The organism is Ruminococcus sp. YRD2003 (assembly GCA_900109435.1).
In the GTDB taxonomy this organism is placed as follows: domain Bacteria; phylum Bacillota; class Clostridia; order Oscillospirales; family Ruminococcaceae; genus Ruminococcus; species Ruminococcus flavefaciens_G.
This window is the reverse complement of sequence record FNZT01000008.1, coordinates 76,650-100,893: the sequence shown is the minus strand read 5'-3', so window position 1 is coordinate 100,893 and position 24,244 is coordinate 76,650. Positions and strand designations below refer to the sequence as shown.

The 24,244-nt window shown below is 51.3% G+C and carries 29 protein-coding genes; 26 read left to right on the top strand and 3 right to left on the bottom strand.

The features are described from left to right. Nucleotides 1-6 precede the first annotated feature (6 nt). A complete protein-coding gene (locus tag BMX22_RS07710) occupies nucleotides 7-1,266 on the top strand; it encodes a site-specific DNA-methyltransferase (protein ID WP_074741892.1) in 1,260 nt (419 codons plus the stop codon). On the opposite strand, the gene BMX22_RS16095 is transcribed toward BMX22_RS07710, so the two are convergent. Continuing rightward, nucleotides 1,224-1,463 carry a hypothetical protein gene (locus BMX22_RS16095; protein WP_143055497.1) on the bottom strand — a complete coding sequence of 80 codons (240 nt, stop codon included), beginning with the start codon at nucleotides 1,461-1,463 and terminating at the stop codon, nucleotides 1,224-1,226. The two genes, BMX22_RS07710 and BMX22_RS16095, sit on opposite strands and share 43 nt — an antisense overlap. Nucleotides 1,464-1,785: 322 nt before the next feature. Here BMX22_RS16095 and BMX22_RS07705 point away from each other — a divergent pair, with 322 nt between their 5' ends. The 10 genes from BMX22_RS07705 (at nucleotide 1,786) to BMX22_RS07660 (ending at nucleotide 8,316) form a co-directional block, all read left to right on the top strand. Further along, nucleotides 1,786-2,436: a hypothetical protein gene (locus tag BMX22_RS07705; RefSeq protein WP_081349132.1), complete on the top strand. Its 651-nt coding sequence runs from the start codon at nucleotides 1,786-1,788 to the stop codon at nucleotides 2,434-2,436. Next, on the top strand, nucleotides 2,420-2,650 hold the full coding sequence (locus tag BMX22_RS07700; RefSeq protein WP_028520184.1) for a DUF4314 domain-containing protein: 231 nt from the start codon (nucleotides 2,420-2,422) through the stop codon (nucleotides 2,648-2,650). The genes BMX22_RS07705 and BMX22_RS07700 overlap by 17 nt, the downstream gene beginning before the upstream one ends. A 224-nt stretch (nucleotides 2,651-2,874) precedes the next feature. Next, on the top strand, nucleotides 2,875-3,819 hold the full coding sequence (locus tag BMX22_RS07695; RefSeq protein ID WP_074741890.1) for an amidoligase family protein: 945 nt from the start codon (nucleotides 2,875-2,877) through the stop codon (nucleotides 3,817-3,819). 246 nt (nucleotides 3,820-4,065) lie between these two features. Continuing rightward, nucleotides 4,066-4,311, top strand: coding sequence for a DUF6900 domain-containing protein (locus BMX22_RS07690; protein WP_207645876.1), 246 nt, complete (start codon nucleotides 4,066-4,068; stop codon nucleotides 4,309-4,311). A 79-nt stretch (nucleotides 4,312-4,390) separates the two neighbouring features. Then, complete coding sequence (locus BMX22_RS07685) at nucleotides 4,391-4,858, top strand: gamma-glutamylcyclotransferase family protein (RefSeq protein ID WP_074741888.1); 468 nt, start codon at nucleotides 4,391-4,393, stop codon at nucleotides 4,856-4,858. Next, the gene (locus tag BMX22_RS07680) at nucleotides 4,855-5,058 is read left to right on the top strand and encodes a hypothetical protein (RefSeq protein ID WP_074741887.1); all 204 of its coding nucleotides are present in this window, start codon (nucleotides 4,855-4,857) and stop codon (nucleotides 5,056-5,058) included. Before BMX22_RS07685 ends, BMX22_RS07680 begins: the two co-directional genes overlap by 4 nt. A gap of 243 nt (nucleotides 5,059-5,301) precedes the next feature. Next, nucleotides 5,302-5,655: a DUF3846 domain-containing protein gene (locus tag BMX22_RS07675; protein WP_024860230.1), complete on the top strand. Its 354-nt coding sequence runs from the start codon at nucleotides 5,302-5,304 to the stop codon at nucleotides 5,653-5,655. A 158-nt stretch (nucleotides 5,656-5,813) separates the two neighbouring features. After that, the gene (locus tag BMX22_RS07670; protein ID WP_074741886.1) at nucleotides 5,814-6,158 is read left to right on the top strand and encodes a hypothetical protein; all 345 of its coding nucleotides are present in this window, start codon (nucleotides 5,814-5,816) and stop codon (nucleotides 6,156-6,158) included. Nucleotides 6,159-6,420: 262 nt separating this feature from the next. Continuing rightward, nucleotides 6,421-6,660, top strand: a complete 240-nt coding sequence (locus BMX22_RS07665; protein ID WP_028520189.1) for a DUF7678 domain-containing protein — start codon at nucleotides 6,421-6,423, stop codon at nucleotides 6,658-6,660. A gap of 54 nt (nucleotides 6,661-6,714) precedes the next feature. Next, on the top strand, nucleotides 6,715-8,316 hold the full coding sequence (locus BMX22_RS07660) for a terminase large subunit (RefSeq protein ID WP_177172988.1): 1,602 nt from the start codon (nucleotides 6,715-6,717) through the stop codon (nucleotides 8,314-8,316). Between the two features lie 25 nt (nucleotides 8,317-8,341). On the opposite strand, the gene BMX22_RS07655 is transcribed toward BMX22_RS07660, so the two are convergent. Next, complete coding sequence (locus BMX22_RS07655) at nucleotides 8,342-9,259, bottom strand: hypothetical protein (protein ID WP_074741884.1); 918 nt, start codon at nucleotides 9,257-9,259, stop codon at nucleotides 8,342-8,344. Between the two features lie 117 nt (nucleotides 9,260-9,376). Here BMX22_RS07655 and BMX22_RS07650 point away from each other — a divergent pair, with 117 nt between their 5' ends. The 13 genes from BMX22_RS07650 to BMX22_RS07595 all read left to right on the top strand — a co-directional run bounded on the left by BMX22_RS07650 (nucleotide 9,377) and on the right by BMX22_RS07595 (nucleotide 21,611). Beyond that, nucleotides 9,377-10,639 (top strand): phage portal protein, encoded by a 1,263-nt coding sequence (locus tag BMX22_RS07650; protein WP_074741883.1) that lies wholly within the window; start codon nucleotides 9,377-9,379, stop codon nucleotides 10,637-10,639. Beyond that, nucleotides 10,620-11,636, top strand: a complete 1,017-nt coding sequence (locus BMX22_RS07645; protein WP_318259709.1) for a phosphoadenosine phosphosulfate reductase family protein — start codon at nucleotides 10,620-10,622, stop codon at nucleotides 11,634-11,636. The genes BMX22_RS07650 and BMX22_RS07645 overlap by 20 nt, the downstream gene beginning before the upstream one ends. Then, nucleotides 11,629-12,468 carry a head maturation protease, ClpP-related gene (locus BMX22_RS07640; RefSeq protein WP_074741881.1) on the top strand — a complete coding sequence of 280 codons (840 nt, stop codon included), beginning with the start codon at nucleotides 11,629-11,631 and terminating at the stop codon, nucleotides 12,466-12,468. The genes BMX22_RS07645 and BMX22_RS07640 overlap by 8 nt, the downstream gene beginning before the upstream one ends. A gap of 15 nt (nucleotides 12,469-12,483) precedes the next feature. After that, nucleotides 12,484-13,677, top strand: coding sequence for a phage major capsid protein (locus tag BMX22_RS07635; protein WP_074741880.1), 1,194 nt, complete (start codon nucleotides 12,484-12,486; stop codon nucleotides 13,675-13,677). After that, nucleotides 13,674-13,946, top strand: a complete 273-nt coding sequence (locus BMX22_RS07630) for a head-tail connector protein (protein ID WP_074741879.1) — start codon at nucleotides 13,674-13,676, stop codon at nucleotides 13,944-13,946. The genes BMX22_RS07635 and BMX22_RS07630 overlap by 4 nt, the downstream gene beginning before the upstream one ends. Beyond that, the gene (locus BMX22_RS07625; RefSeq protein WP_074741878.1) at nucleotides 13,946-14,299 is read left to right on the top strand and encodes a phage head closure protein; all 354 of its coding nucleotides are present in this window, start codon (nucleotides 13,946-13,948) and stop codon (nucleotides 14,297-14,299) included. Before BMX22_RS07630 ends, BMX22_RS07625 begins: the two co-directional genes overlap by 1 nt. Further along, nucleotides 14,286-14,654 carry an HK97 gp10 family phage protein gene (locus tag BMX22_RS07620; RefSeq protein WP_074741877.1) on the top strand — a complete coding sequence of 123 codons (369 nt, stop codon included), beginning with the start codon at nucleotides 14,286-14,288 and terminating at the stop codon, nucleotides 14,652-14,654. Before BMX22_RS07625 ends, BMX22_RS07620 begins: the two co-directional genes overlap by 14 nt. Further along, nucleotides 14,651-14,968: a hypothetical protein gene (locus tag BMX22_RS07615; protein WP_074741876.1), complete on the top strand. Its 318-nt coding sequence runs from the start codon at nucleotides 14,651-14,653 to the stop codon at nucleotides 14,966-14,968. The genes BMX22_RS07620 and BMX22_RS07615 overlap by 4 nt, the downstream gene beginning before the upstream one ends. 2 nt (nucleotides 14,969-14,970) lie before the next feature. Then, the gene (locus BMX22_RS07610; RefSeq protein ID WP_074741875.1) at nucleotides 14,971-15,612 is read left to right on the top strand and encodes a major tail protein; all 642 of its coding nucleotides are present in this window, start codon (nucleotides 14,971-14,973) and stop codon (nucleotides 15,610-15,612) included. 11 nt (nucleotides 15,613-15,623) lie between these two features. Beyond that, nucleotides 15,624-16,004, top strand: coding sequence for a hypothetical protein (locus BMX22_RS07605; protein ID WP_074741874.1), 381 nt, complete (start codon nucleotides 15,624-15,626; stop codon nucleotides 16,002-16,004). 26 nt (nucleotides 16,005-16,030) lie between these two features. Continuing rightward, nucleotides 16,031-16,168 carry a hypothetical protein gene (locus BMX22_RS16410; RefSeq protein ID WP_175541940.1) on the top strand — a complete coding sequence of 46 codons (138 nt, stop codon included), beginning with the start codon at nucleotides 16,031-16,033 and terminating at the stop codon, nucleotides 16,166-16,168. Nucleotides 16,169-16,305: 137 nt separating this feature from the next. After that, complete coding sequence (locus BMX22_RS07600) at nucleotides 16,306-17,172, top strand: EamA family transporter (protein ID WP_074741873.1); 867 nt, start codon at nucleotides 16,306-16,308, stop codon at nucleotides 17,170-17,172. A gap of 104 nt (nucleotides 17,173-17,276) precedes the next feature. After that, on the top strand, nucleotides 17,277-21,611 hold the full coding sequence (locus BMX22_RS07595) for a phage tail tape measure protein (RefSeq protein ID WP_074741872.1): 4,335 nt from the start codon (nucleotides 17,277-17,279) through the stop codon (nucleotides 21,609-21,611). On the opposite strand, the gene BMX22_RS16090 is transcribed toward BMX22_RS07595, so the two are convergent. Then, nucleotides 21,612-22,190 carry a hypothetical protein gene (locus BMX22_RS16090; protein WP_143055496.1) on the bottom strand — a complete coding sequence of 193 codons (579 nt, stop codon included), beginning with the start codon at nucleotides 22,188-22,190 and terminating at the stop codon, nucleotides 21,612-21,614. Nucleotides 22,191-22,271: 81 nt separating this feature from the next. Here BMX22_RS16090 and BMX22_RS07585 point away from each other — a divergent pair, with 81 nt between their 5' ends. Together BMX22_RS07585 and BMX22_RS07580 are read left to right on the top strand one after the other, a co-directional pair. Then, nucleotides 22,272-23,129 (top strand): phage distal tail protein, encoded by an 858-nt coding sequence (locus tag BMX22_RS07585; RefSeq protein WP_074741870.1) that lies wholly within the window; start codon nucleotides 22,272-22,274, stop codon nucleotides 23,127-23,129. A 1-nt stretch (nucleotide 23,130) separates the two neighbouring features. Beyond that, on the top strand, nucleotides 23,131-24,243 hold the full coding sequence (locus BMX22_RS07580) for a siphovirus ReqiPepy6 Gp37-like family protein (protein ID WP_074741869.1): 1,113 nt from the start codon (nucleotides 23,131-23,133) through the stop codon (nucleotides 24,241-24,243). Nucleotide 24,244 lies beyond the last annotated feature (1 nt).

The window sequence follows — 24,244 nt, the reverse complement described above, 5'->3', positions numbered from 1 at the left end:
GTACACATGAAAACAACGACAGACTTTCAGCTTGTCAGCACCGACAAGCTCATACCGTATGTAAATAACGCCCGGACGCATTCTCCGGAGCAGATAAAAAAGCTGCGCTCCTCGCTGCGTGAGTTCGGTTTCGTCAATCCCGTCATCATCGACCGGGAGTTCAATGTCATCGCAGGTCACGGCAGACTGATGGCGGCGAAGGAGGAAGGCATCACGGAAGTGCCGTGTGTCTATGTTGACCACCTGACCGACGCACAAAAGAAAGCCTACATCCTTGCCGATAACCGCATGGCAATGGACGCAGGCTGGGACGAGGAGCTTCTCGCCGTGGAGATGCAGGAACTGCAAGACCTCGGCTATGACCTTTCTATGACCGGCTTCGATGAAAAGGAACTGGCTGACCTGTTTTCCGACGGAACCGGCAGCGATGCGAAGGACGATGATTTCGACCTGACCGCTGCGCTGGAGAAGGCTTCCTTCGTGGAGCGCGGAGATGTGTGGACGGTCGGCAGGCATCGCCTCATGTGCGGTGACGCGACCAGTCCCGAAGATGTTAATACACTTATGGGCGATACAAAAGCAAATCTCATTCTGACCGATCCGCCCTACGGTGTATCTTTCAAAAGCTCCAGCGGTCTGACCATTCAGAACGACAGCATGAAGAACGAGGAGTTCTACAACTTCCTGCTGGCAGCGTTCCGGTGTATGGCGGCACATCTCGAAAAAGGCGGTGCGGCTTATGTGTTCCACGCAGACACCGAAGGTCTGAATTTCCGCCGTGCGTTCGTCGATGCGGGATTCCACCTTGCAGGCTGCTGCATCTGGGTGAAGGACAGCCTTGTGCTGGGACGCTCGGATTATCAGTGGCAGCACGAGCCTGTGCTGTACGGCTTCATGCAGAACGGCAAGCACAAGTGGTATTCCGACCGAAAGCAGACGACCATCTGGAATTTCGACAAGCCGAAGCGCAATGCGAACCACCCCACCAGCAAGCCCCTCGATCTGCTCGGTTATCCCATCGGCAACTCCACTCAGGAGAACGCCGTGGTCATCGACACCTTCGGCGGCAGCGGCTCGACGCTCATGGCGTGTGAACAGATGAACCGCATCTGCTACATGATGGAGCTTGACGAAAAATACGCCTCCGTCATTCTCCGGCGCTACGTTGAGGACACCGGTGATACCGAAGGCGTGTATGTAATTCGTAACGAACAGCAGATTCCTTATTCTGATCTGGTCAAAGAGGTTGAGACGAAGGAAGGCTGATTTTCTGGTGGCGCTGCACATTGCAGCACTGCATAAAGGATGAATTCCTCGACACTGGGGATTCTCCCTCCGAATGCCTGCTGGAAGTTTGGATTGTCTTTGGCGGCAGCAATTGCTGCTTCCATTTCCGTCCGGACTTCTGCAACAGTCGTGTTGTTCTGGGCGGCGACAACTTCAAGAATCTTTTTCATGTTCATAGTAGTTACCTCGCTTTTTCATTTTTCGGCACTGGATGCCGTCTATGCACTAATAATATCACATATCGTCGAATAAGGGAAGAGCGAAAAAACAAGAAAAAGCACAAGTTTTGTCGAAAAAAGTCTTTTACGCTCGTGTAGCAAATTGTGAACAGACTGATACTAAGTCTGGTACAGAAACTATCGGCGTAATATGCACAATGGTCAGGCTTATAATTCCTTACATTTCGGCGGTTTACAGTCTTGATATCTGTGCGGTTCAGAGTTAATATGTGACTACAATCAAAACCGCAGCAAGCGGTGAAAAACAGGAGGTCACATCATGAATATCAAGTTTAATATCGAAAAGAGCCAGCGCAAGGCACTGGCACAGAAGATCGGTGAGCTGACCGGCAGCGAGGTGAAGTACCTCGGCGTTCCGAGCTGCGGATACCAGATCGGTGAATACACCCTCGACAAGGAAGCGGTGCTGCACGGCGATGAGCTTCCGGACGAGATCCGGAGCGAACTGCAGAAGGCAGGCTACACCGCAGAGGACGAGCCGGTGGCGCTGACGATTTCGATGCCGAGAGACTTCTTCGGTGAACAGGGGCTGGAGAACCTGCTTCAGATCATCGAGAACAAGGAAACGCTCCTGAAGCACGCACTGAACACGGAGAGCCTTGCGGTCAACGAGTGCGAGGAAACGATCGAGTTCCCGTGGTTCACGGTCGAGAAAGACGGCGACGGCGATGCATACGCCCGCTTCATTACCGCCCTCTGCGAGTTTGCCAAGAATCTCAAGCGCGTGGTCAACAAGCCGGATACCAGCGACAACGAGAAGTACGCATTCCGCTGCTTCCTCCTGCGACTCGGCATGATCGGCGAAGAGTACAAGCCGGTGCGCAGGGTTCTGCTCCGCCGCCTGACCGGAAGCTCCGCCTTCCGCCACGGCAAGCCCGAAGGAGGTGCAGACGATGCGGTTTCCGAATGATGCTGAACTGAAAGCCCTGCGGGAGCGTTATCCCGCAGGCACCAGAATCCGCCTGATACACATGGCGGACGACATCGCGCCCGTGCCGCCCGGTACGATCGGCTCGGTTGCGATCATCGACGACGCAGGCAACATCCACATGAACTGGGAGAACGGCAGAAGCCTCGCCCTGATCGAAGGCGTGGATGAATTCGAGGTCATCTCCGGCGGCTGATTTTACAGCCTCCGGGGGCGCCGGAAAATGTGAGAACCTATTCCATCGTACCCCATATTACCACACGATTGCAAGTAAGTCAAGGGTGTATACTACACAATCATCAAGGCTGTATTTTCCTCGATATTCTGTGGTTTTAGCGGCTTGATATATCCTCGGTTTAGAGTTAATATGTGACTACCGAAAGGGAAAACACACCAAAAACCAAACAGGAGGATACCACCATGAACGCAAACACACAGGCACAGATCAACAGAATGAAGGAGCAGACGATCGGGGTTGAGGTTGAGATGAACAGCATCACCCGCAAGGCTGCCGCAAAGCTCGCCGCCGAGTTCTTCGGCACGAACCGCTACGAGGACACCGCCTTCCGCAACGGCTACTACACTTGGAGCGCTTGGGACGCACAGGGACGCGAGTGGAAATTCCAGCGCGACGTGAGCATCAGCGGACCGGACAGCGAAAAGTGCGAAATGGTCACACCAATCCTGCACTACGAGGACATCGAAACCCTGCAGGAGCTGATCAGACGCCTTCGCAAGGCGGGCGCAAAGAGCGACTACACCAGAGGCTGCGGAGTTCACATTCACATCGGTGCAGCGGGACACACACCGCAGAGCCTGAGAAACCTCGCAAACATCATGGCAAGCCACGAAACGCTGATCGCCGAAGCAATCAAGGTTGACCGCAACAGAATGAACCAGTATTGCAGAACGGTCAACCCGAATTTCCTGCAGCAGCTCAACGCAAAGAAGCCCAAGACGATGGCGCAGCTTGCAGACATCTGGTACGGCGCACAGGGATGCGACAACGGAAGAAGCCACCATTACAACAGCAGCCGCTACCATATGCTCAACCTCCACGCCACCTTCACAAAAGGCACGATTGAATTCCGCCTTTTCCAGTTCGACAAGCCCGCAGGCGGCAAGCAGAACGGACTCCACGCAGGCAAGCTCAAGAGCTACATTCAGCTTTGCCTCGCAATGAGCCAGATGGCAAAAGACCTGCGCAGCGCAAGCCCGAAGGAACAGCAGAAGGAAAACAAAAAGTTCGCAATGAGAACTTGGCTGATGAGAATGGGCTTCATTGGCGACGAATTCGCAACGGCAAGAGAAACCCTGACGCAGAACCTTACCGGCGACAACGCCTTCAGATTCGGCAGACCTTGAGGGAAGCCGAATCCCAGCCGCCAACCACGGCGGCTGGGGCGGCAAGCCGCACACAGCGCCCACGTTGCCCCGTGTGGGGCGGGACGGGTATCCTCCAAGTAACTGCCCCTTTCGGTAAAAAGCCCTACACGGGCGCAAACGGCGCAAACAGCGGCAAGGCATATACTACACAAGGAACGGTGCATTTTCTTCCTCGATGTTTTGTACATTTAGCGGCTTGCTATTATCCCCGAAAAGAGTTAATATGTGACTACCGGAACGGAAAACGACCGGAAAACAAACACGGAGGTACGAACAATGAGCAACATCGAATGGGGAACGGAAACCGACAAGAAGTTGGAGCAGATCGCAATGGACGCCGACTTCGCACTGGAGCAGCGCGGCGGGCTGGACACTCGCAGGAACGACACCGAGGACTTCATCGAGCTGAGCGTCTGGGGCATCCGCGAGATGCTGCGAAAGGCATACGAACTGGGTAAGGCGGAACGCTGATCCGCCGCCTTTCCCCACCTGCCGCCTGCGGGCGGCTTAGGGTGGTAGAAGGAGCCTTCCTTCGGAAAGGACGATTGACATGGAAAAGAAGAAGTACTACCTTGCCTACGGCTCGAACCTGAACATCCGCCAGATGCGATACCGCTGCCCCAGCGCAAAGCCCATCGGCATCACGGTGATCCCCGACTACGAGCTGCTTTACAAGGGCAGCAAGACCGGCGCGTACCTGACCATCGAACCGAAGAAGAACAGCATTGTTCCGATCGCGGTCTGGGAGGTCACCGCCGACGATGAAAAGCGGCTGGACGCCTACGAGGGCTGCCCGACCTTCTACTACAAGAAGGCAGTCCGCCTGCCGGTGAAGCTGGCAAACGGCAAGACCAAAAAGCTGGACGCTTTCGTCTACATCATGCACGAGGAGCGCAAGCTCGGCATTCCCTCACTTGCCTACATCCGCACCTGCGAGGAAGGCTACCGGAACTTCGGCTTCGATACCAAGTTTCTCGATGCCGCCTACGAGATCAGCATGAAGGAGGTGCAGCGATGAAGGAGCGAGTAAGAACACCGCAGACCTGCCCGAAATGCGGGCAGGCGTACACGGAGCGACCAGCTCTTTCCCGCGCGGATAACAGCCCGATCTGCCCCGACTGCGGAACGCGCGAGGCGCTTGAAAGCATCGGCGTCGGACGCGAGGAACAGGACAAGATTCTCGGCATCATCCACGAGAAGTACGAAGGCGAAGAATAAGGCGCACAGAGCTGCCACGTTGCAACGTGTGGCGCGGGACGGATATCCTCCAAACGGTATCCCTTTCGGTAACCCGCCCCACACAGGGCGCGTGTGCGGCTCTTGTGCGATGTACAATTCAGCGGCATTTCCGCCGCGATGTTTGTCACATTTATTTTGCCGATTATGCTTGATATATCCTCGGTTCAGAGTTAAGATGTCACTACCGCAGGAGAAGCGGAATAAAGCAAAAGGAGCATTCACATGAACATTTTAGTTGTTGAACCGGGCAAGCGCCCCTACGCAAAGGAGATCAGCGGAGAGCTTGAAAGCCTGCAGCAGACGGTCGGCGGGTACATTCAGGCGATTTACCCCTTCGATGATCCGGTCGCACTGGTGTGCGAAGAGGAAGCCCTCTACCACCCGGAGCAGAAGTGGAACCGCCCGATCAAGGGTTACGGCGTCATCAAGGGGACATTCTTCCTTTGCGGCTTGGGCGAGGATGACTTCACCGACCTGCCGCAGGAGCTGACCGAAAAGTACACGGAGTTCTTCCGGCAGGCATACGATTTCGTGCTGGTCGGCAACATCCTGATGCCGATTCCCCTCGGCGAATAACCGAAAAGCGGCGGGTGTAATATACACAACACCCGCCGCACATTTTCCCCGTATCTTCTGTAGTTTTAGCGGCTTGATATAATTCGCATTCAGAGTTAATATGTACACAACGGAAGGGCAAAGCCCGCCGGAAACTACGAAACACGGAGGAAAAAACAATGATCAGCTACGGAATGGCAAAGGCAAGAGCAATGGCAGGCAGAGACGACTGGAACGAGCGCGAGGCGATCAAGAGCGCCACAATCCTTTGGTACGACACCGAGGAGGAAGCTTACGAACTGGAAGTCGAGAACGAGGACGACCTCGACGCAGAGGACTTCAGGGCTTGGGTTGAGGAGAACGCCGACAGCCTTGCGCAGGAGGACGCAGCCGCAAACGGCACGACCTTCGAGGGCATCGAGGAGATCGAGTACGAAACCGAATGGATTGACGACGATGCCCTTTTTGACGAAGACTACGCAGCAGCCTGCGAAAGCGAATGGGAATGGATGACCGGCAGATGAGCCGGTCGCCCAACCGGGGCGGCACAGCGCCGCCCTGTGCGCGGGTAGCCGGTTCCGCGCAAACTGATGCCATGCCAGAACAAGCCCCGCACAGCGTGTTTCTGCGGCTTCTGTGTGCGGGCGTAAAGTACACAAACAAGCGGAAAATACCGCAGCGATCATTGTTATTACTCACACTTGATATATCCGCCGTTTAGAGTTAATATGTGTACAACGGAAGGGCAAAGCCCACCGAAAACTACGAAAAACGGAGGAAAACACTATGTGGCACGAAGGTACGATTGGAGTCCCGAAGGGAGACGGCAAGTACACGGTCGTTCATTACTGGGTGAAAGCCTACGACGAGGGCAGCCAGTACGGGATCGACGGCGGCAGGATCAGCAAGCTGACGCTGAAGATCAGCGGCGAGGTTGTTTACAACTACGACCGGGGGTTGGATGTTCCGCCGCAGAACGAGGCAGCGGAAATGGCGCTGGCAATCCTGATGCACGAGTACAACTAAAAACACGAAGGCGGCTACCGGAGGGCAGCCGCCTTTCTCATGGAGGTGAGGCACTTGCGAAAGCTGAAAGATTATACACCGACCAAGTTCATGGCGGAGGATTCCCATTACGACAAAGCCGCCGCAGACTATGCGGTGCGGTTCATCGAGTGCCTCGCCCACACTAAAGGCACATGGGCGGGAAAGCCCTTCGAGCTGATCGACTGGCAGGAGCGCATCATCCGTGACCTGTTTGGTGTCATCAAGCCCAACGGCTACCGCCAGTTCAACACGGCATACATCGAGATTCCGAAAAAAAACGGCAAGTCGGAGCTTGCTGCCGCTGTTGCGTTATTGCTGACCTGCGGCGACGGTGAGGAACGTGCCGAGGTCTACGGCTGCGCTGCTGACCGTCAACAGGCGGCTATCGTGTTTGATGTCGCCGCCGATATGGTGCGGATGTGTCCTGCGCTGAACAAGCGCGTCAAAATCCTGACCTCGCAGAAGCGCATCGTGTATGTGCCGACCAACTCCTTCTATCAGGTGCTTTCCGCTGAGGCGTACAGCAAGCACGGTTTCAATATTCATGGAGTCGTGTTCGATGAGCTGCATACGCAGCCGAATCGAAAGCTCTTTGACGTTATGACAAAAGGCTCCGGTGACGCACGAATGCAGCCGCTGTATTTCCTTATCACAACGGCAGGCACGGACACTAATTCCATCTGCTACGAGCAGCACCAGAAGGCGCAGGATATTCTCGAAGGGCGCAAGATCGACAAGACTTTCTATCCGGTTATCTACGGCGCTCCCGATGATGCTGACTGGACTTCTCCGGAGGTCTGGAAAAACTCAAATCCGTCCCTCGGTGAGACCATCGGCATGGACAAGGTCGAGGCTGCCTGCGAATCCGCCAAGCAAAATCCCGGCGAAGAAAACGCCTTCCGGCAGCTCCGTCTGAATCAGTGGGTGAAGCAGACCGTCCGCTGGATGCCGATGCACAAGTGGGATGCCTGCAAGGTCGATTTCGACGAATCCTTCCTCGAAGGTCGTGTATGTTACGGCGGTCTGGACTTGTCCTCGACCACGGACATCACGGCTTTTGTTCTGGTCTTTCCGCCGACCGAGGAGGACAACCATTATTATATTCTGCCGTATTTCTGGCTGCCGGAGGAAACGCTTGACCTCCGTGTACGCCGTGATCACGTTCCATATGACCTCTGGGAACGGCAGGGCTACCTGCTGACGACCGAGGGCAACGTCGTGCATTACGGCTTCATCGAAAACTTCATCGATGAACTGGGTACACGGTTCAATATCCGGGAGATCGCCTTCGACCGCTGGGGCGCAGTGCAGATGAGCCAGAACCTTGAGGGGCTGGGCTTCACGCTGGTGCAGTTCGGTCAGGGCTACCGTGATATGTCGCCGCCGACCAAAGAGCTGATGAAGCTGACGCTGGAGCAGAAGATCGCCCACAACGGGCATCCGGTGCTGCGCTGGAACATGGACAACATTTTCATCAAGCGTGATCCTGCGGGCAACATCAAGCCCGACAAGGAAAAGTCCACCGAGAAGATCGACGGAACGGTCGCCACGATTATGGCTCTCGACCGTGCAATCCGATGCGGAAACGACTCCGGCGACAGCATTTATGACAGCAGGGATATGCTGGTTTTGTAACTGTATTTTTTATTTAGATAGCTTATCAGCTTTTTGTAATTTTGCTGGCAATTTTGCTGAGGGATGCTTGAATTGATTTTTCTTCTTCTTCGTCACGACGCATTTGTTCCCACTGCCTTAATATTAACAATATAAATCCCTTCATGACAGGAAAATACTCTAAGCATTCTTTCTCTGTTAGCTCGTGAATTCCTTTACTGATGATGCCATAAAACACAGTATTACCTATCAACGATTTTGGTAGATAATCTGACAACATTTTTATTTTTTCATCCACATGTGATTTACCAAAATCTGCTTCTGTGATTTTCCCTTCTTGGATTGCTTTTTTGCTGGCATTAACTATGATACGTTCAAAAATTCTCCTCAAGTACACAAAAGAGCCAACCCCTATCCCAGAAGCAAATAATCCGATAGCTCTTTTAAGTTCCTTTTCATCTTCTTTTTGCATTACCTTTCTGTATTCTTTTAATTCAGGAAAGGATAAATCTGCTACAGATGGATATTGACCGATCTTTATCATCTTATTTCCTTGTGTAAGAACAATATAATCAAGATGATGATCCTCATCCTTACTACAAAAGAACTTAAATACCATTAATCTATAATCTTCTTCAGGAAACTCTGTAAACGGATTTCCGTTTGGATAGATACAAACTTTTGACCTAACAACCTCTTCTAACGGTCTTTTGTATAGACCCCTTTTTGCATCTTCAGCTTCATATGAAATGCTTTCAGAATAGAATATTCTTTTCGCCTTGCATTCCGGACAATAAATGTCAATCCTTTCTTTTCCACCAATTAAGTCAGCCAAGTCGGAAGTGTTATCAACAGTTATTTCTATTGGCTGATATAGCCCTGTATTTAAAAGAAAGTTAGTGAATACATTTTCTTCGTTCTCTTCTTTTTGCGAAGTATGATCAACTAATGCTTTTTTTTCCATCTTATATCTCCTTGAAATCATAGATTATATTATTGTAATTGCAAAAGCGGGCATCGTCCGCTTTTCCATATTATATCATAAGCCCATAGAAAAAGTCAACCGAAAGGAGTGATGCACATGGGTATTTTCAGCGGACTGTTCCGGTCACGTGACAAGCCGAAGGACAGCTACGACAGCCCGTCCTACAGTTATTTCTTCGGACGGACACAGGCAGGTAAGCGTGTCAACGACCGCACGGCAATGCAGATCATCGCAGTTTATGCCTGCGTGAGAGTGCTGTCGGAGGCGATCGCACAACTGCCCCTGCACGTTTACCAATACACCGATAACGGAAAAGAGCGAGTGCCGAGGCACCCGCTATTTTTTTTGCTGCACGACCAGCCGAATCCCGAAATGACATCGTTTGTGTTCCGGGAAACGCTGATGGCGCATCTGCTGGTCTACGGCAATGCCTATGCGCAGATCATCCGAAACGGCAGAGGTGATGTCATCGGACTGTATCCGCTGATGCCGGATAAGGTGCGTGTTGACCGTGACGATCGCGGCAGGCTCATTTACCGCTACAGCCGGTACGACGAACACAACCCGAATTTCAAGCAGCAGGGCGAGATCATTCTTCCGATGGAACAGGTGCTGCATATTCCCGGCTTGGGCTTTGACGGTCTGGTCGGATACAGCCCTATTGCAATGGCAAAGAATGCACTCGGTCTTGCGGTAGCCTGTGATGAGTACGGCTCGTCCTTCTTCGCAAACGGCGCAGCGCCTTCTGCGGTGCTGGAGCATCCGGGCGTGATCAAAAATCCGGAGCGTGTGCGTGAGGCTTGGCAGCGGGCTTACGGCAGCAGCAATGCGCACAAAACAGCGATCTTGGAGGAGGGCATGAAATACACGCCTATCTCCATTCCGAATAACGAGGCGCAGTTCCTTGAAACCCGAAAGTTTCAGATCGAGGAAATTGCCCGCCTGTATCGCGTACCGCTGCATATGATCGGCGACCTCGACCATGCTACTTTCAGCAACATCGAGCATCTGTCGCTCGAATTCGTAAAATACACCCTTGATCCGTGGCTGGTACGCTGGGAACAGGGACTACAGAAGGCGCTTCTTTCGGATTCCGAAAAGGGGCGCTATTTCATTAAATTCAATGTGGAAGGTCTGCTGCGCGGCGACTATGCAAGCCGTATGCAGGGCTATGCAACTGCAAGACAGAACGGCTGGATGTCCGCCAATGATATCCGTGAGCTGGAGGATATGAACGCTATCCCGGATGAGGACGGCGGCAATCTGTATCTGGTGAACGGCAGCTTTACAAAACTGGCAGATGCAGGAGCCTTCTACGAAGGAAAGGAGGGTGGTGTCGATGAGACATCAGATCAGTGACCTCTACCAGATGCAGTCATTGCCGTTGAATGCCAAGATACGCATGACACAAAATCGTATCAAAGGCTGGTATGACCATTATGGCGGCGATGTTTATTGCTCATTCTCTGGCGGAAAGGACAGCACGGTACTGCTGGACATTATTCGTAACACGCCCGGTGTCTATGATGTGCCTGCTGTGTTTGCTGATACTGGGTTGGAATTTCCGGAGATCAGGGAATTTGTGAAGTCATTTGATGACGTTACAATCGTCCGTCCTAAAATGAACTTTCGAGAGGTCATTCAGAAATATGGCTACCCGGTGGTATCAAAAGAAGTAAGCCGTCGTGTACAGTATGCACGAGTTGCGATTACTGAGGGGCGTGAGCAGACTCATGGCGATTACCTGAAGTTATGCGGCTTGTCACTGGATAAGAACGGTGACAAGAGCCAGTACAACTGCGAAAGATGGAAGTTTCTGTTGGACGCTCCGTTCCGCTGTTCTTCGGAATGCTGCACCGTCATGAAAAAGAACCCGATGAAGCAGTATGAAAAAGAAACAGGTCGGGTTCCTATTGTGGCAACTATGGCTTGTGAGTCCCGGCTGCGAAAAGAACACTGGTTGATTCACGGCTGCAACGCCTTTGATGCAAAGCGTCCGAGGTCACAACCGATGTCATTTTGGACAGAGCAAGATGTTCTGGAATATCTATATACCCGTAAAATCCCCTACGCTTGTGTGTATGGGGATATTTTTATGGACGAAAGCGGAAAATACCACACTACTGGTGCAGAGCGCACAGGATGTATGTTCTGTATGTTTGGCTGCCATCTTGAAAAAGAGCCTAACCGTTTTCAGAAGCTGGCAGCAACACACCCGAAAATCTATGATTATTGCATCGGCGGCGGTGCAGAGGTGGATGGTGTATGGCAGCCTGACAACAAAGGTCTGGGGCTTGGAAGAGTGCTGGACTATATCGGAGTGAACTATAGAATGGAGGAATGTGCTGATGAATAAGAAATTTTGGAACTGGGTGCGAAATGAGGATACTGGCTCTGCAGAGCTGATCTTCAACGGACCGATTTCGGAAGACACATGGTTCGGCGATGAGATCACGCCTGCCATGTTCCGCAATGAGCTGGCGAAGGTCAGCGGCGACCTGACCGTCTGGCTGAATTCACCTGGCGGAGATGTGTTCGCCGCATCGCAGATCTATACCATGCTCCGCAACCATAAGGGCAAGGTCACAGTCAAGATTGACGGCATTGCGGCAAGTGCCGCTTCCGTTGTTGCAATGGCTGGCGACGAAACCCTGATCGCTCCGACGGGTATGCTGATGATTCACAACCCTTCGACTGTCGCTTTCGGCAATAAGGAAGCGATGCAGAAAGCCATCGAGCTTCTGGATGAGGTCAAGGAAAGCATCATCAATGCCTACGAGGAAAAGTCCCGTCTCAGCCGCAGCAAGATCGCCCGCATGATGGACGAGGAAACATGGCTGAATGCGAAAAAGGCGCAGTCCCTCGGAATGGTTGACGGCATTCTGTTTGCAAGCGGACAGCCACAGCCGAAGCCGGAGGAAGATGAACCAGACGAGGATGAAGATGACGACGAAGATAAGACAAAAGATGAGGATTCCGGTACAGATACACCGGATGATCCTCCCGCGGAGGAAGATCCTGACGAGGATGGAAAACTGAAACGTCGTCGTAAGACAGAAGATAAGGCAATGTCCTATTCTGCAGTTGCAGCTATGGAAAGCCTTATGGAAAGAATTTCTGAGAAGTATACACCTGCAAAGGGTGTTCCGATTGATCAGCTTGAAAAAAGGCTGAATCTGCTGAAATAACAGGAGGATGATAATATGACTATTCAGGAACTCATGGAAAAGCGTGCAAAGGCGTGGGATACTGCCCGCGACTTTCTTGATTCTAAGCGCAATGCAAACGGACTGCTCTCTGAGGAGGACAGCAAAACATATGATGCAATGGAGCAGCAGATCGTTGATCTCGGAAAAGAGATCGAGCGTATGCAGCGTGCTGAGCGTATTTCGCAGGAGCTTTCAGCAGCAACTACGACACCGCTTGTAACCACTCCGGGTACTCGTGCAGCAGAAACAGAAAAGACAGGTATCGCTTCTGACGATTACTCCAAGGCTTTCTGGAATTCAGTCCGTAACCGCAACTATGTTGACGTGAGAAATTCGCTTCATGTCGGAGAGGATACGGAAGGCGGCTATCTTGTACCGGATGAGTTTGAGCGTAAGCTCATTGAAGCCCTTGAGGAGGAGAACGTTTTCCGTCCACTTGCAACCCGCATTCAGACCTCCAGCGGCGACAGGAAGATTCCTGTTGTAACCTCTAAGGGCGAGGCAGTATGGATGGAGGAGGAAGAGGCGTATACTCTCTCCGATGACGCATTCGGTCAGCTCTCGCTTTCTGCCTACAAGGTCGGTACAGCAATCAAGATCTCTGAGGAGCTTCTCAATGACTCTGTATTTGATCTGCCCGCATATATCGCAAAGGAGTTTGCACGCAGAATCGGTGCAAAGGAGGAAGAGGCCTTTGTTGTCGGTGATGGTGTCGGCAAGCCTACGGGTATCTTTGCTGCAACAGGCGGCGCTCAGGAGGGCGCAATCTCGAACGGTGCAACTATCACCTTTGATGATATGATCGAGCTTTTCTATTCCGTAAAGAGCCCGTACCGCAAAAAGTCGGTATGGCTTCTTAACGAGCAGACCATCAAGGCACTCCGTAAAATCAAGGATAATACCGGTAACTATATCTGGCAGCCCAGTGTGTCTGTCGGTATTCCGGACACTATCCTTAACAGGCCTTACGTGACATCTGTATATGCACCTACAATCGAGGCCGGTCAGAAGGCAATCGCCTTTGGTGACTTCAGCTACTACTGGATCGCAGACCGTCAGGGGCGCAGCCTCAAGAGACTTAACGAGCTGTTTGCAATGAACGGACAGATCGGCTTCCTTGCTTCTCAGCGTGTTGATGGTAAGCTTATCCTTCCTGAAGCCGTAAAGGTGCTGACTATGAAGGCATGATTACGCTTAATGAAACCAAAAACTATCTTCGTGTGGATCATACAGAGGATGACAAACTCATCCTCTCACTGATCGACACTGCCAAGCGACTGGTGCAGGACGTCGGCAGAATGGACGAGCAGGCACTTGCGGTCAATGAGGAAACCACCCGGCAGGCTATGCTGTATACTGTTTCTTACCTCTACGAGAACCGCAACGGTGCTGACTACCACAAGCTGACGCTCACGCTCCGGTCGCTGTTATTTGCGCAGCGTGAAGGGGTGATCTGATGGAGATCGGAACGCTGAATCAGCGCATCGCCTTTCTGGAACACAGCACGAAGATAGACGGCATCGGCAACCACAAAGCCCGGTGGGAGGAAGCCTTCTCCTGCTGGGCTGCCGTGTCCGTAAAGACATCGACGGAAACAACCGAGGCGGGCGTGACGCAGGAAGTCGTATCACTGGAATTCACTGTCCGGCAGACACCCGATACCAAGAAAATCAATACCACCACGCACAAGCTCCGCTTCCGTGGTCTGGTGTATGACATCAACGGTGTACTGCCGAATTATAAATCGCTTGATTATATGAAAATCACGGCAGTCACACGAAAGGCGGGTGAACAGGATGACTTCAATTGACGATATGGCAGCGGAGATCATGCGCGGTCTGACGGAATATGCAGACCTTGCAGATACTGCCATGAAAGCGGCTGTGAAAAAGACAGCAACCTCCGTCAAGAAGGAAATCTCCGCCAACGCTCCGAAGCGAACCGGCAAGTACCGAAAGAGCTGGACGACGAAGAAAACGAAGGAGAACAGCCATTCTCTTGAAATGACCGTTCACTCGAAAGACCGCTACCAGCTTGCGCACCTGCTTGAAAAAGGTCATGCAAAGCGCAACGGCGGACGTGTATCCGGCAAGCCGCATATCGCGCCTGCGGAAGCGCACGGCGAGGAAATGCTCACGCATCTTATCGAGGAGGCGCTGTCATGACCTATGAAGAAATCAATGAAATGATGCAGGAGATTGGGATGCCGTTCGCCTATCATCATTTTGCCGAGGGCGAGTCTCCGAAACCGCCCTTTGTTATTTTTCTCTCACCCGGCGAGGATACCTTCGGCGCGGATAATCTGATGTATCACAGCTTCAAGCAGCTTGACGTTGAACTGTATACGGATGAAAAATCGCCCGATGCGGAAAGCCGCGTGGAGGAAGTGCTGACGCAGCACAATATCTATTACACGAAAACGGAAACCTACATCGAGAGCGAACAGCTCTATGAGGTCTTATTCGAAATGGAGGTATAACAATGGCACTGCAGAAAAACAAGGTGAAGTTCGGTCTGAACAAGGTTCACTGGGCGAAGATTACGGCATGGTCGGACGATGGCGTTCCGACATTTGCAACGCCTGTGCGTCTGCCCGGTGCGGTATCGCTTTCTATCGATGCCAACGGCGAGAACGAGAATTTTTATGCCGATAACAGCGTTTATTATGTCATCAACAACAACGCAGGCTATGACGGTGATCTGGAGGTCGCTCTCATCACGACTGACTTTGCAACGGCGATTCTCGGTGAACAGCTTGATGCAAAGGGCGTTCTGGTGGAGCGCAACGACGCGGAGACATCGCAGTTCGCACTCATGTTTGAGTTTGACGGAGACAAGAACCACATCCGTCATGTGCTGTACTGCTGTTCTGCGTCCCGTCCTGCGACTGAGGGTGAGACTACCGAGGAAAGCAAGTCCGTCAAGACGGAAAAGCTCTCCCTCAAGGCATCGGCGCTGCCGAACGGTCTGGTGAAGTCCAAGACCTGCGAAAGCACTGACCAGACGACCTACGACAACTGGTACAATGCGGTCTATATGCCGACTGCTGCAACAAACAACAGCTCAGGCACACGTTCCGCATCCGCCAAATCCGGCGGTTCTGCTGCGGCAGCGACCGAGTAAGGAGGTACAGCATGGCTATTAAAAAGACGATTACCGTTGACGGCATCGAGGTTCCGTTCAAGGCGAGTGCCGCTGTGCCTCGCCTTTACCGCATCAAGTTCCGCAGGGACATTTACAAGGACTTCGCCGCCCTTCAGACTTCTGTTCAGGAGGGCGACGAGGAAGACTCTACCCTTGACATTGAGAGCCTTGAGGTGTTCGAGAATATCGCATACATCATGGCGAAACACGCTGATCCGGAGAACGTCCCGGACAATCCCGATGAATGGCTCGAAGCGTTCAACACGTTCTCCATTTATGAGGTGCTGCCGCAGCTCATTGAACTGTGGGGACTCAACGTGGAGACGCAGGCGGAGTCTAAAAAAAACATCGAAAAACTGACCGCCCGATGACAACGCCCCTCTTCCTTCTCCGATGTGTGCAGATTGGGCTGTCCCTCTCGGAGCTTGATCTGCTCACGATCGGAGTCGTGAATGATATGTTCACCGAAAAGGAAAATGACGAATATGACGGCTGGCATGAGGTCGCTGGACAGGCAGACTTTGATGCGTTCTGATTGACTTTTTCTTCCTTCTGTGTTATAATTCTGTTGTGAAGGAAACATGAAGCTTCCTTCGCTAAATCGGGATTTATCTTAGAGATAATTGATGGACGAGAATTACCAGAATATATGACAATGAATAAGGGGAAGATATGTGGCTGATCATGGCGGCTTTGTCCGCGCTCTTTGCCGGACTTACGGCGATACTTGCGAAATGCGGAATCAAAAAGACTGATTCAGACGTGGCGACTGCTCTGCGGACGGTCGTTGTACTCCTTTTTGCCTGGATCATGGTGTTTATCGTTGGCTCTGCTGGAACGATCACGGAAATATCGGCAAAATCTATCATCTTCTTAATTCTGTCCGGCTTTGCGACAGGAGCCTCGTGGATCTGCTATTTTAAAGCCCTGTCCGTCGGCGATGTGAACAAGGTCGTTCCCGTCGATAAATCCAGCACGGTTCTGACAGTGCTTATCGCAATCATCCTTTTCAGTGAGACAGAACATCTGGCGGTCAAGCTGATCGGTACTGCACTTCTTGCGGAAGGCGTGTTTCTGATGATCGAAAAGAAGAAAACTGAAGCAAAGGACACAAAGCGCACGTGGCTGCCCTACGCGATCGGTTCCGCTGTTTTTGCTGCCCTGACCTCTATTCTGGGAAAGATCGGCATAACGGATGTAGAATCAAATCTCGGGACGGCAATCCGTACTGGTGTTGTTCTTGTTATGGCTTGGCTGATCGTCTTCGTTAAAGGCAAAGGTGCTGAACTGAAAAATACTGATTCCAAAGAACTTGTATTCATAGCTCTGTCCGGGATTGCCACAGGCGCATCATGGCTCTGTTACTATTACTCCATACAGAACGGCGTTGTCAGCGTTGTCGTACCGATCGATAAGCTCAGCATTATCGTTTCCGTCGCTTTTTCCTATTTCGTATTCAAAGAAAAGTTGAGCAGAAAGGCGCTTGCCGGGTTGATTCTGATTGTTGTCGGCACTTTGGCGATGGCAATCTGGGCATAGGAAACAAATAACGGCAAATTCTGATTTAGCTTAGTAACTGAATATACACTGAGCAGTCCTTCGGGGCTGCTTTTTTCATGCCCTCACAGAGGAGGTGAAACCGCATGGCAAACAGAATCAAGGGCATCACGGTCGAAATCGGCGGCGATACGACCAAGCTGTCGAAGGCGCTGGAAGGTGTCAACAAAAACATCAAGAACACGCAGACGCAGCTCAAGGATGTACAGAAACTGCTGAAGCTCGATCCTTCCAACACGGAACTGCTCTCGCAGAAACACAAACTCCTCGCCGATGCGGTGACAGCTACCAAAGAAAAGCTGGAAACCCTGAAAACCGCTGCGGAACAGGCAAACACGGCACTCGCCAATGGTGACATTTCGCAGGAGCAGTACGATGCCCTCCAGCGTGAGATCATCGAAACGGAACAGGAGCTGCAGAACCTCCTGCGTGAGGCGGAGGCTTCCAGCACGGCTCTTGCCAAGCTCGGTCAGGCGGGAGAAATGCTCGAAAAGGCGGGCGACAAAATCGCCGATGTCGGTACGACACTGACCACTCATGTGACCGTTCCCGTCATGGCTGCCGGAACTGCTGCTGTCAAGACCGCTGCGGATTTCGATTCTGCTATGTCGAAGGTCGCTGCTGTATCAGGTGCGACTGGTGATGAGCTGGATGCACTGCGTGACAAAGCCCGTGAAATGGGCGCAAAGACCAAGTTCTCCGCTTCCGAGGCCGCCGATGCCATGAACTACATGGCGATGGCGGGCTGGAAAACCGGAGATATGCTGGAAGGTATCGAGGGTATTATGAACCTTGCTGCCGCTTCCGGCGAGGACTTGGCGACAACTTCGGATATTGTAACTGACGCTCTGACCGCTTTCGGCTTATCTGCTGCCGACAGCGGTCATTTTGCTGATGTGCTGGCGGCGGCATCGTCGAACGCAAATACCAATGTGTCGATGATGGGTGAAACCTTCAAATACTGTGCGCCTGTTGCGGGTTCTCTGGGATTCTCCTGCGAGGATACCGCACAGGCAATCGGTCTGATGGCAAACAGCGGTATCAAGGGTTCGCAGTCCGGTACGGCGCTCCGTTCAATCATGACCGCCCTTGCAGGTGATGTCAAGTTCTGCGGTGATGCCTTCGGTGAAATGGAGATCGCAACCACCAATCAGGACGGCTCGATGCGTGAGTTGAACGACATTCTCGCAGACTGCCGTGTTGCTTTCGCACAGATGTCCGAATCGGAACAGGCATCGGCGGCGCAGGCGCTTGTCGGCAAGAATGCAATGTCAGGTTTCCTTGCGCTGATGAATGCTGCGCCCTCGGATATTCAGAAGCTGGAAGGTGCGATCAGCACCTGTTCCGATGAAATCGACGGCTATAACGGTGTCACTGAAAAGATGGCTGCCGTGATGCAGGATAATCTCGGCGGTCAGCTCACCATTCTGAAATCGCAGCTTCAGGAGCTTGCCATTTCCTTCGGTGAAATCCTGATGCCTGCAATCAGGTCTATTGTTTCACGTATTCAGGGGCTTATTGATAAATTCAATGCGCTGTCGCCTGCAACAAAGGAAACCATTGTCAAGGTTGCACTTGTAGCGGCTGCTCTCGGACCTCTCCTTGTGGTGGTCGGCAAAACAATGATCGGTGTCGGCAAGCTGATGCAGCTTGTAGCAAACCTGCCGACGATCATTGCAAGCGCAAAGGCGGCGTTCACTTCCTTCGGAGCTGCTATCGGCGGTATCAGTGCGCCTGTGGTCGCTGTCATTGCAGTTGTCGCTGCACTGGTGGCGGCTTTTGTGCATTTGTGGCGTACCAATGAGGACTTCCGAAACAAGATCACGGCGATCTGGGAGCAGATCAAGAGTATCTTTTCCGGCTTCTGTCAGGGCATTGTTGACCGAATCAACGCTCTCGGCTTCGACTTCAAAAACATCAGCGAAGTCATCAAGGCAGTATGGGACGGACTCTGCAAGTTCCTGAAACCGATCTTTGAGGGGCAGTTCCAGCAGATTGCAAATATCTTCAAGGCTGTGACAGACATCATCCTGAGTGTTCTGGATATTTTCGTCGGCATCTTCACCGGCGACTGGATCAGAGTGTGGGACGGTATCAAGGGTATATTTTCTGCGGTATGGAATTTCATCAAGGATACGCTGAAAAATGCGCTGAATATGATCTGCGGTATTTTTGGCACCGATCTTGGTGAAGTGAAGGAATTCTGGGTAGGCGTCTGGACGAGCATCAAGAACTTTTTCGTCAACATCTGGAACGGTATAAAGAACTTCGTAATCACCGTCCTAAAAGCGATCAAGAACTTTTTCACAACTATCTGGACGGGTATCAAGAATTTCTTTGTCGGTATCTGGACGGCGATTTATAACTCCGTCGCTGAAAAGATCAACCTGATCAAGACGGTTATTACTGTTGTCTGGAATGCGATTCATACAGCGATCAGCACGGTGCTGAATGCAATCTGGAATGTCATTTCTACAGTATGGCAGACAATCTACGACTTTATCTCTCCGCTGCTGGAAGCATTCAGATATCTGTTCGAGACGATTTTTGAGGCTATCCATGTAATTATCAGTCGCGTCATGGACTGGATTCACGAAAAGATTACCACAGCATGGGAGAATATCAAGGCGGTTGTGACGATCGTTCTGGAGGCTATCAAGAGCGTCATTGAAACCGTATGGAATGCGATTCATACAGCGATCACCACGGTGATGGACGCGATCAGCAATGTCGTTCCTTCAGTCTGGAACGCGATCTCCGGCTTTATCTCCGGTGTGGTCAATGCGATCTGGTCAGTAATTTCCAGCATCTGGAACAGCATCAAGGATCATATCACGAATACGCTGAACGCAATTTATGCGGTTGTTTCTGCTGTGTGGAATGCAATCAGCGGGTTTATTTCCGGGGTGCTGAATACCATTTCTTCCGTCGTTTCTTCTATCTGGAACGGCATAAAAAATACTGTCACCAATATCCTGAATACCATTAAAATAACGGTATCGAATATCTGGGACAGCGTGAAAAATGCCGTGACGCAGAAGATCACGGCAATCAAAGACACTATCGTCAACGGCTTCAATGCTGCGGTGAGCTTCATCAAGAACCTTGCATCGCAGGCGTTCCAGTGGGGCGCAGATATCATCAACGGTATCGTCAACGGCATTAAGAACTGTATCGGCAAGGTTGCTGATGCGGTCAAGGGCGTGGCAAACAAGATTAAGTCCTTCCTGCACTTCTCTGTACCTGATGAGGGACCTCTTGCGGATTTCGAGAGCTGGATGCCGGACTTCATGCAGGGACTTGCCGATGGCATCAACGCAAATACCAGCGTGGTGAACGATGCGGTCAACAGCTTTGCAGGCGGTCTTGCTGAGAAAATCAGCAGTGTAATTCAGAGCGCACTATCCAATGTTGTAACATCGGTGCAGGGCTTCATGACGCAGGTGTTTGATACGGTCAAAACAGTCTGGACAAACGCCAATACTGAGATTGATGCGACGATGTCGCAGATCAGCATCGGTATCACTTCCGGCTGGAAAACGATCGTCAGCACGATCAAAACGGCGCTTGAAAATATCCGCAATGTCATTACGACCACATGGAAAGCTGTATCTTCTGTGATCTACGCAGCGCTGGACGATATCAAAATGATCGTCATGGCGGTATGGACGGCGCTGAAGAACCTCATCAAAACGGGGCAGCTTGACATCAAGTCCGTGGTGACGACTACTTGGGAAGCTGTATCCGGCGTAGTTCGTACTGCGGTCAATGCAATCAAATCCGTTGTGCAAGCGGTCTGGGATGCAATGCCAGATACCGTGCGCAGTGCCATGAATCGTGTCAAGGAAGCCGTGCTGTCTATCTGGGACGGCATCAAAAACGGCATCGGCGACAGGCTCGGCGGTGTGCGGGATGCGGTCGTCAATGCCATGAACGCTGTGTATAACGCAGTCATGGACAAGGTCAACAGCTCGTGGTCATGGGGACGCGACCTCATGCAGAATCTCATCAACGGCATCACCTATATGCTCGGCAGCCTGATCAATACGGTCGCGGATGTAGCTCGTTCCATCTGGGAGTACTTGCATTTCTCCGTACCTGAAAAGGGTGCGCTGACCGATGTGGAGGAGTGGATGCCGGACTTCATGAAGGGGCTGGCAAAGGGTATCAACAAGAGTAAGAAGTACGTCGAGGCGGCTGTGTCCGGTGTGGCTGATGCCATGACGCTGACGATGCAGTCCGGGCTGAATGTCGATATGGACGGAATCTCCGGCGCTATGATGAACGGCAGCAGCGGCGGTGTGGTCAACAATTACTACAACAATGACAACAGCCGCACAGTGAATCAGACCAATAATAGTCCGAAATCGCTGTCGCGGCTGGAGATTTATCGTCAGACGAGGAATGCGCTGAATATATAATTAAGTTCGTTTACTGCCTGCCAAATGGAAAAATGAATTATGAAGTTCTCTTTCAATCGCAGGTAAGATAATACGTTTCACTTCGTTATCATATTCTTTATTAATAGCAAAATAATATGCAACTAAGTATTGTCTTACCCATTGGCGATTTCTATTTTGTAGCTTTAAACTTGATTTGTCAGCTGCATAGTTACAGTGTTGTCGTAATCTTGATAAAAGAGAGCCGGATTCTGAGTAACAAGATCCCAAATAGAATATTTCACCACTATGTACTGTTGCAGGAATTACGTTTCCTTGAGGATCGTGAGAAATCAGCGGTGCAGAAGAAACTCTATTCCATGATAGAATCTGTTCAGTTGATACTTCAAATGTATCATTAGCCACAAATAGATATACACCTTTTCGGCCTTTAAGACAATTTGTATCAGATTTAACTTGACTTTCATTTTGGTTTACAGAAAACGAGCCTACAAGATTAAACAAATCACCTTGGTATGTCTCTTCTCCTAACGTATGTCGTCTTATCATATTGACTTCTTCATGAATCTGATTTATTAGAATCTGAATTGCTTCTCTCATATAAATTCCCTTTCTTTAAATGAAGAATAATATTTATGTAATTATACCATAATTCGACAAGAAAAAACAAGGGGTGCAACCATGTTTTTTAAACTTATCCTTGAAAACGCCAACGGCGATCGTGTTGACATGACCGCTACGGCGAATCAGTATATGACATCGAAGGTGGAAGGACTGAATCCTCCCACCGGCACGATCAGCACCTCCAGCTATGCGGGCATGGACGGTAGCTACCTGAACAATGCCTTCATTGAGAAGCGGAATGTTGTCATTTCCTTCGAGATGCGCGGAGTGGGGGTGGAAGTCCGCAGGCATCAGCTTTACAAGGTGGTGAAGCCCTCCCGCTACATCAAGATTTACTACGCGACCGCAGGCATTGATGTATTTGCGGAGGGCTATGTGGAGTCCTGCGAGGTGCAGAACTTTGAACAGCTTACAACCGGGCAGATTTCTATTCTCTGCCCGGATATTTATTGGTATTCCACGACCTCGGTCATGGCTTACTATTCGCAGATCACCGGCGCTTTCACATTCCCGTTTCCGACAGAGAGCAATCCGGAGCCGTTTATCCTCGGTAAATATAACACGCAGAACATGATGACCATTGTCAATGACGGCGACGAGATCGGCTTCACGCTGGTCATTGAAGCGCTGGAGGATGCTCGTTCTCCTACGCTGTATAATGCAGACACGGACGAGTATCTGCAAATCACCGGTGACATTCTCGCGGGCGATATTATCACAGTTACGACCAAGACGGGCAACAAGACCGTCACGCTCGACCGTGGCGGCGTGAAAACCAATATTATCAACCGGCTTGTTTCCGGCTCAACATGGTTGACGCTGCGGGAAGGCAGAAACCGTTTTTATCTGCGTGGAACGGGACTGCAAAACCTGAAAGTCACCATCGTCCACACGAATGCGTATCTGGGGGTGTAATATGCAGATTGAAGTTTATAAAATGGAAGCTGCTGAGGACTCTCTCACGATTACGCTTGAGGCAGTCTGCGATACCTTTTCCTCGCTGCTCTGGGATATTGAATACTACAAGTGTGGCAGCTTTGAGGTGTATATCGCCGCCAATCCGCAGAACATTGAGATTTTCCAAACTGGCAGGATCGTCGGTCGTGATGACGATAATCAGCACTTCGGCATCATAGAATCCGTGCTGATCAATACAGATATTGAAAACGGCGACTACCTGACAGTGCGTGGTCGCTTTCTCATGTGCCTGCTGGAACGGCGCATCATTCATCCGACATATAACGTGACAGCGGCAAAAGCATACAGCGATATCGTCCGGGAGGTCGTGACGCAGAATGTGCTGCTCTCTGATAATCGCAGGATTCCGGGGCTTTCCCTCGGAACAGTCAACGGCGATTGCTGGGAGCATACCGCTACGCTGCAAATCTCATACACGAACCTGATGCAGTGGGTGTATACGATCTGCGAGAAGCTCGGCGGAACAGCGAATATCCGGCTGGTGAAATCCTCCGGGGAGCAGTACCGCATGGTGTTCGACCTATCCGAAGGCACTGACCGCAGCATCATGCAGGAGAATAATCCGCATATTATTTTCTCCGACGCATACAGCAATCTGCTCTCGTTCAGCTATGCGGAGGACAGCAGCGTCCAGAAGAATTTCGCATATATCTTCGGTCAGGGTAAAGGTGATGAGCGCAAACGCACCACATATTGTGACGGCGATGAGCCGACATACCTTGACCGCTATGAAGTGTATGTGGATGCGGACGATATTTCCGAGACAGAGCAGGTCGAGGGTGAAACAATACCAATTCCGGAGGAGAAGTATCTGGAATTGCTACGCACTCGCGGTTCGGAACGACTGGTGCTGCCGAAAACAGCATCGGAGTCCACGATTGCTGCCCACAATACGCAGTATGTCTATAACCGTGACTATACTGTCGGTGATTATGTGACCGTGGAGCATCGGCGATTCGGCATGATACAGCCGAGAATTCAGCTCATCGGCATGATTGAGGGCTACGACCAGAACGGGCGCAGCCTGACACCGACTTTCAAGGAGGAATGAA

Excerpts from the sequence above, each read along its gene's own strand:
- BMX22_RS07710 (WP_074741892.1), top strand. The coding sequence starts at position 7 with ATGAAAACAACGACAGACTTTCAGCTTGTCAGCACCGACAAGCTCATA.
- BMX22_RS16095 (WP_143055497.1), bottom strand. The coding sequence starts at position 1,463 with ATGAACATGAAAAAGATTCTTGAAGTTGTCGCCGCCCAGAACAACACG.
- BMX22_RS07705 (WP_081349132.1), top strand. The coding sequence starts at position 1,786 with ATGAATATCAAGTTTAATATCGAAAAGAGCCAGCGCAAGGCACTGGCA.
- BMX22_RS07700 (WP_028520184.1), top strand. The coding sequence starts at position 2,420 with ATGCGGTTTCCGAATGATGCTGAACTGAAAGCCCTGCGGGAGCGTTAT.
- BMX22_RS07695 (WP_074741890.1), top strand. The coding sequence starts at position 2,875 with ATGAACGCAAACACACAGGCACAGATCAACAGAATGAAGGAGCAGACG.
- BMX22_RS07685 (WP_074741888.1), top strand. The coding sequence starts at position 4,391 with ATGGAAAAGAAGAAGTACTACCTTGCCTACGGCTCGAACCTGAACATC.
- BMX22_RS07680 (WP_074741887.1), top strand. The coding sequence starts at position 4,855 with ATGAAGGAGCGAGTAAGAACACCGCAGACCTGCCCGAAATGCGGGCAG.
- BMX22_RS07675 (WP_024860230.1), top strand. The coding sequence starts at position 5,302 with ATGAACATTTTAGTTGTTGAACCGGGCAAGCGCCCCTACGCAAAGGAG.
- BMX22_RS07670 (WP_074741886.1), top strand. The coding sequence starts at position 5,814 with ATGATCAGCTACGGAATGGCAAAGGCAAGAGCAATGGCAGGCAGAGAC.
- BMX22_RS07665 (WP_028520189.1), top strand. The coding sequence starts at position 6,421 with ATGTGGCACGAAGGTACGATTGGAGTCCCGAAGGGAGACGGCAAGTAC.
- BMX22_RS07655 (WP_074741884.1), bottom strand. The coding sequence starts at position 9,259 with ATGGAAAAAAAAGCATTAGTTGATCATACTTCGCAAAAAGAAGAGAAC.
- BMX22_RS07650 (WP_074741883.1), top strand. The coding sequence starts at position 9,377 with ATGGGTATTTTCAGCGGACTGTTCCGGTCACGTGACAAGCCGAAGGAC.
- BMX22_RS07645 (WP_318259709.1), top strand. The coding sequence starts at position 10,620 with ATGAGACATCAGATCAGTGACCTCTACCAGATGCAGTCATTGCCGTTG.
- BMX22_RS07640 (WP_074741881.1), top strand. The coding sequence starts at position 11,629 with ATGAATAAGAAATTTTGGAACTGGGTGCGAAATGAGGATACTGGCTCT.
- BMX22_RS07635 (WP_074741880.1), top strand. The coding sequence starts at position 12,484 with ATGACTATTCAGGAACTCATGGAAAAGCGTGCAAAGGCGTGGGATACT.
- BMX22_RS07630 (WP_074741879.1), top strand. The coding sequence starts at position 13,674 with ATGATTACGCTTAATGAAACCAAAAACTATCTTCGTGTGGATCATACA.
- BMX22_RS07625 (WP_074741878.1), top strand. The coding sequence starts at position 13,946 with ATGGAGATCGGAACGCTGAATCAGCGCATCGCCTTTCTGGAACACAGC.
- BMX22_RS07620 (WP_074741877.1), top strand. The coding sequence starts at position 14,286 with ATGACTTCAATTGACGATATGGCAGCGGAGATCATGCGCGGTCTGACG.
- BMX22_RS07615 (WP_074741876.1), top strand. The coding sequence starts at position 14,651 with ATGACCTATGAAGAAATCAATGAAATGATGCAGGAGATTGGGATGCCG.
- BMX22_RS07610 (WP_074741875.1), top strand. The coding sequence starts at position 14,971 with ATGGCACTGCAGAAAAACAAGGTGAAGTTCGGTCTGAACAAGGTTCAC.
- BMX22_RS07605 (WP_074741874.1), top strand. The coding sequence starts at position 15,624 with ATGGCTATTAAAAAGACGATTACCGTTGACGGCATCGAGGTTCCGTTC.
- BMX22_RS07600 (WP_074741873.1), top strand. The coding sequence starts at position 16,306 with ATGTGGCTGATCATGGCGGCTTTGTCCGCGCTCTTTGCCGGACTTACG.
- BMX22_RS07595 (WP_074741872.1), top strand. The coding sequence starts at position 17,277 with ATGGCAAACAGAATCAAGGGCATCACGGTCGAAATCGGCGGCGATACG.
- BMX22_RS16090 (WP_143055496.1), bottom strand. The coding sequence starts at position 22,190 with ATGAGAGAAGCAATTCAGATTCTAATAAATCAGATTCATGAAGAAGTC.
- BMX22_RS07585 (WP_074741870.1), top strand. The coding sequence starts at position 22,272 with ATGTTTTTTAAACTTATCCTTGAAAACGCCAACGGCGATCGTGTTGAC.
- BMX22_RS07580 (WP_074741869.1), top strand. The coding sequence starts at position 23,131 with ATGCAGATTGAAGTTTATAAAATGGAAGCTGCTGAGGACTCTCTCACG.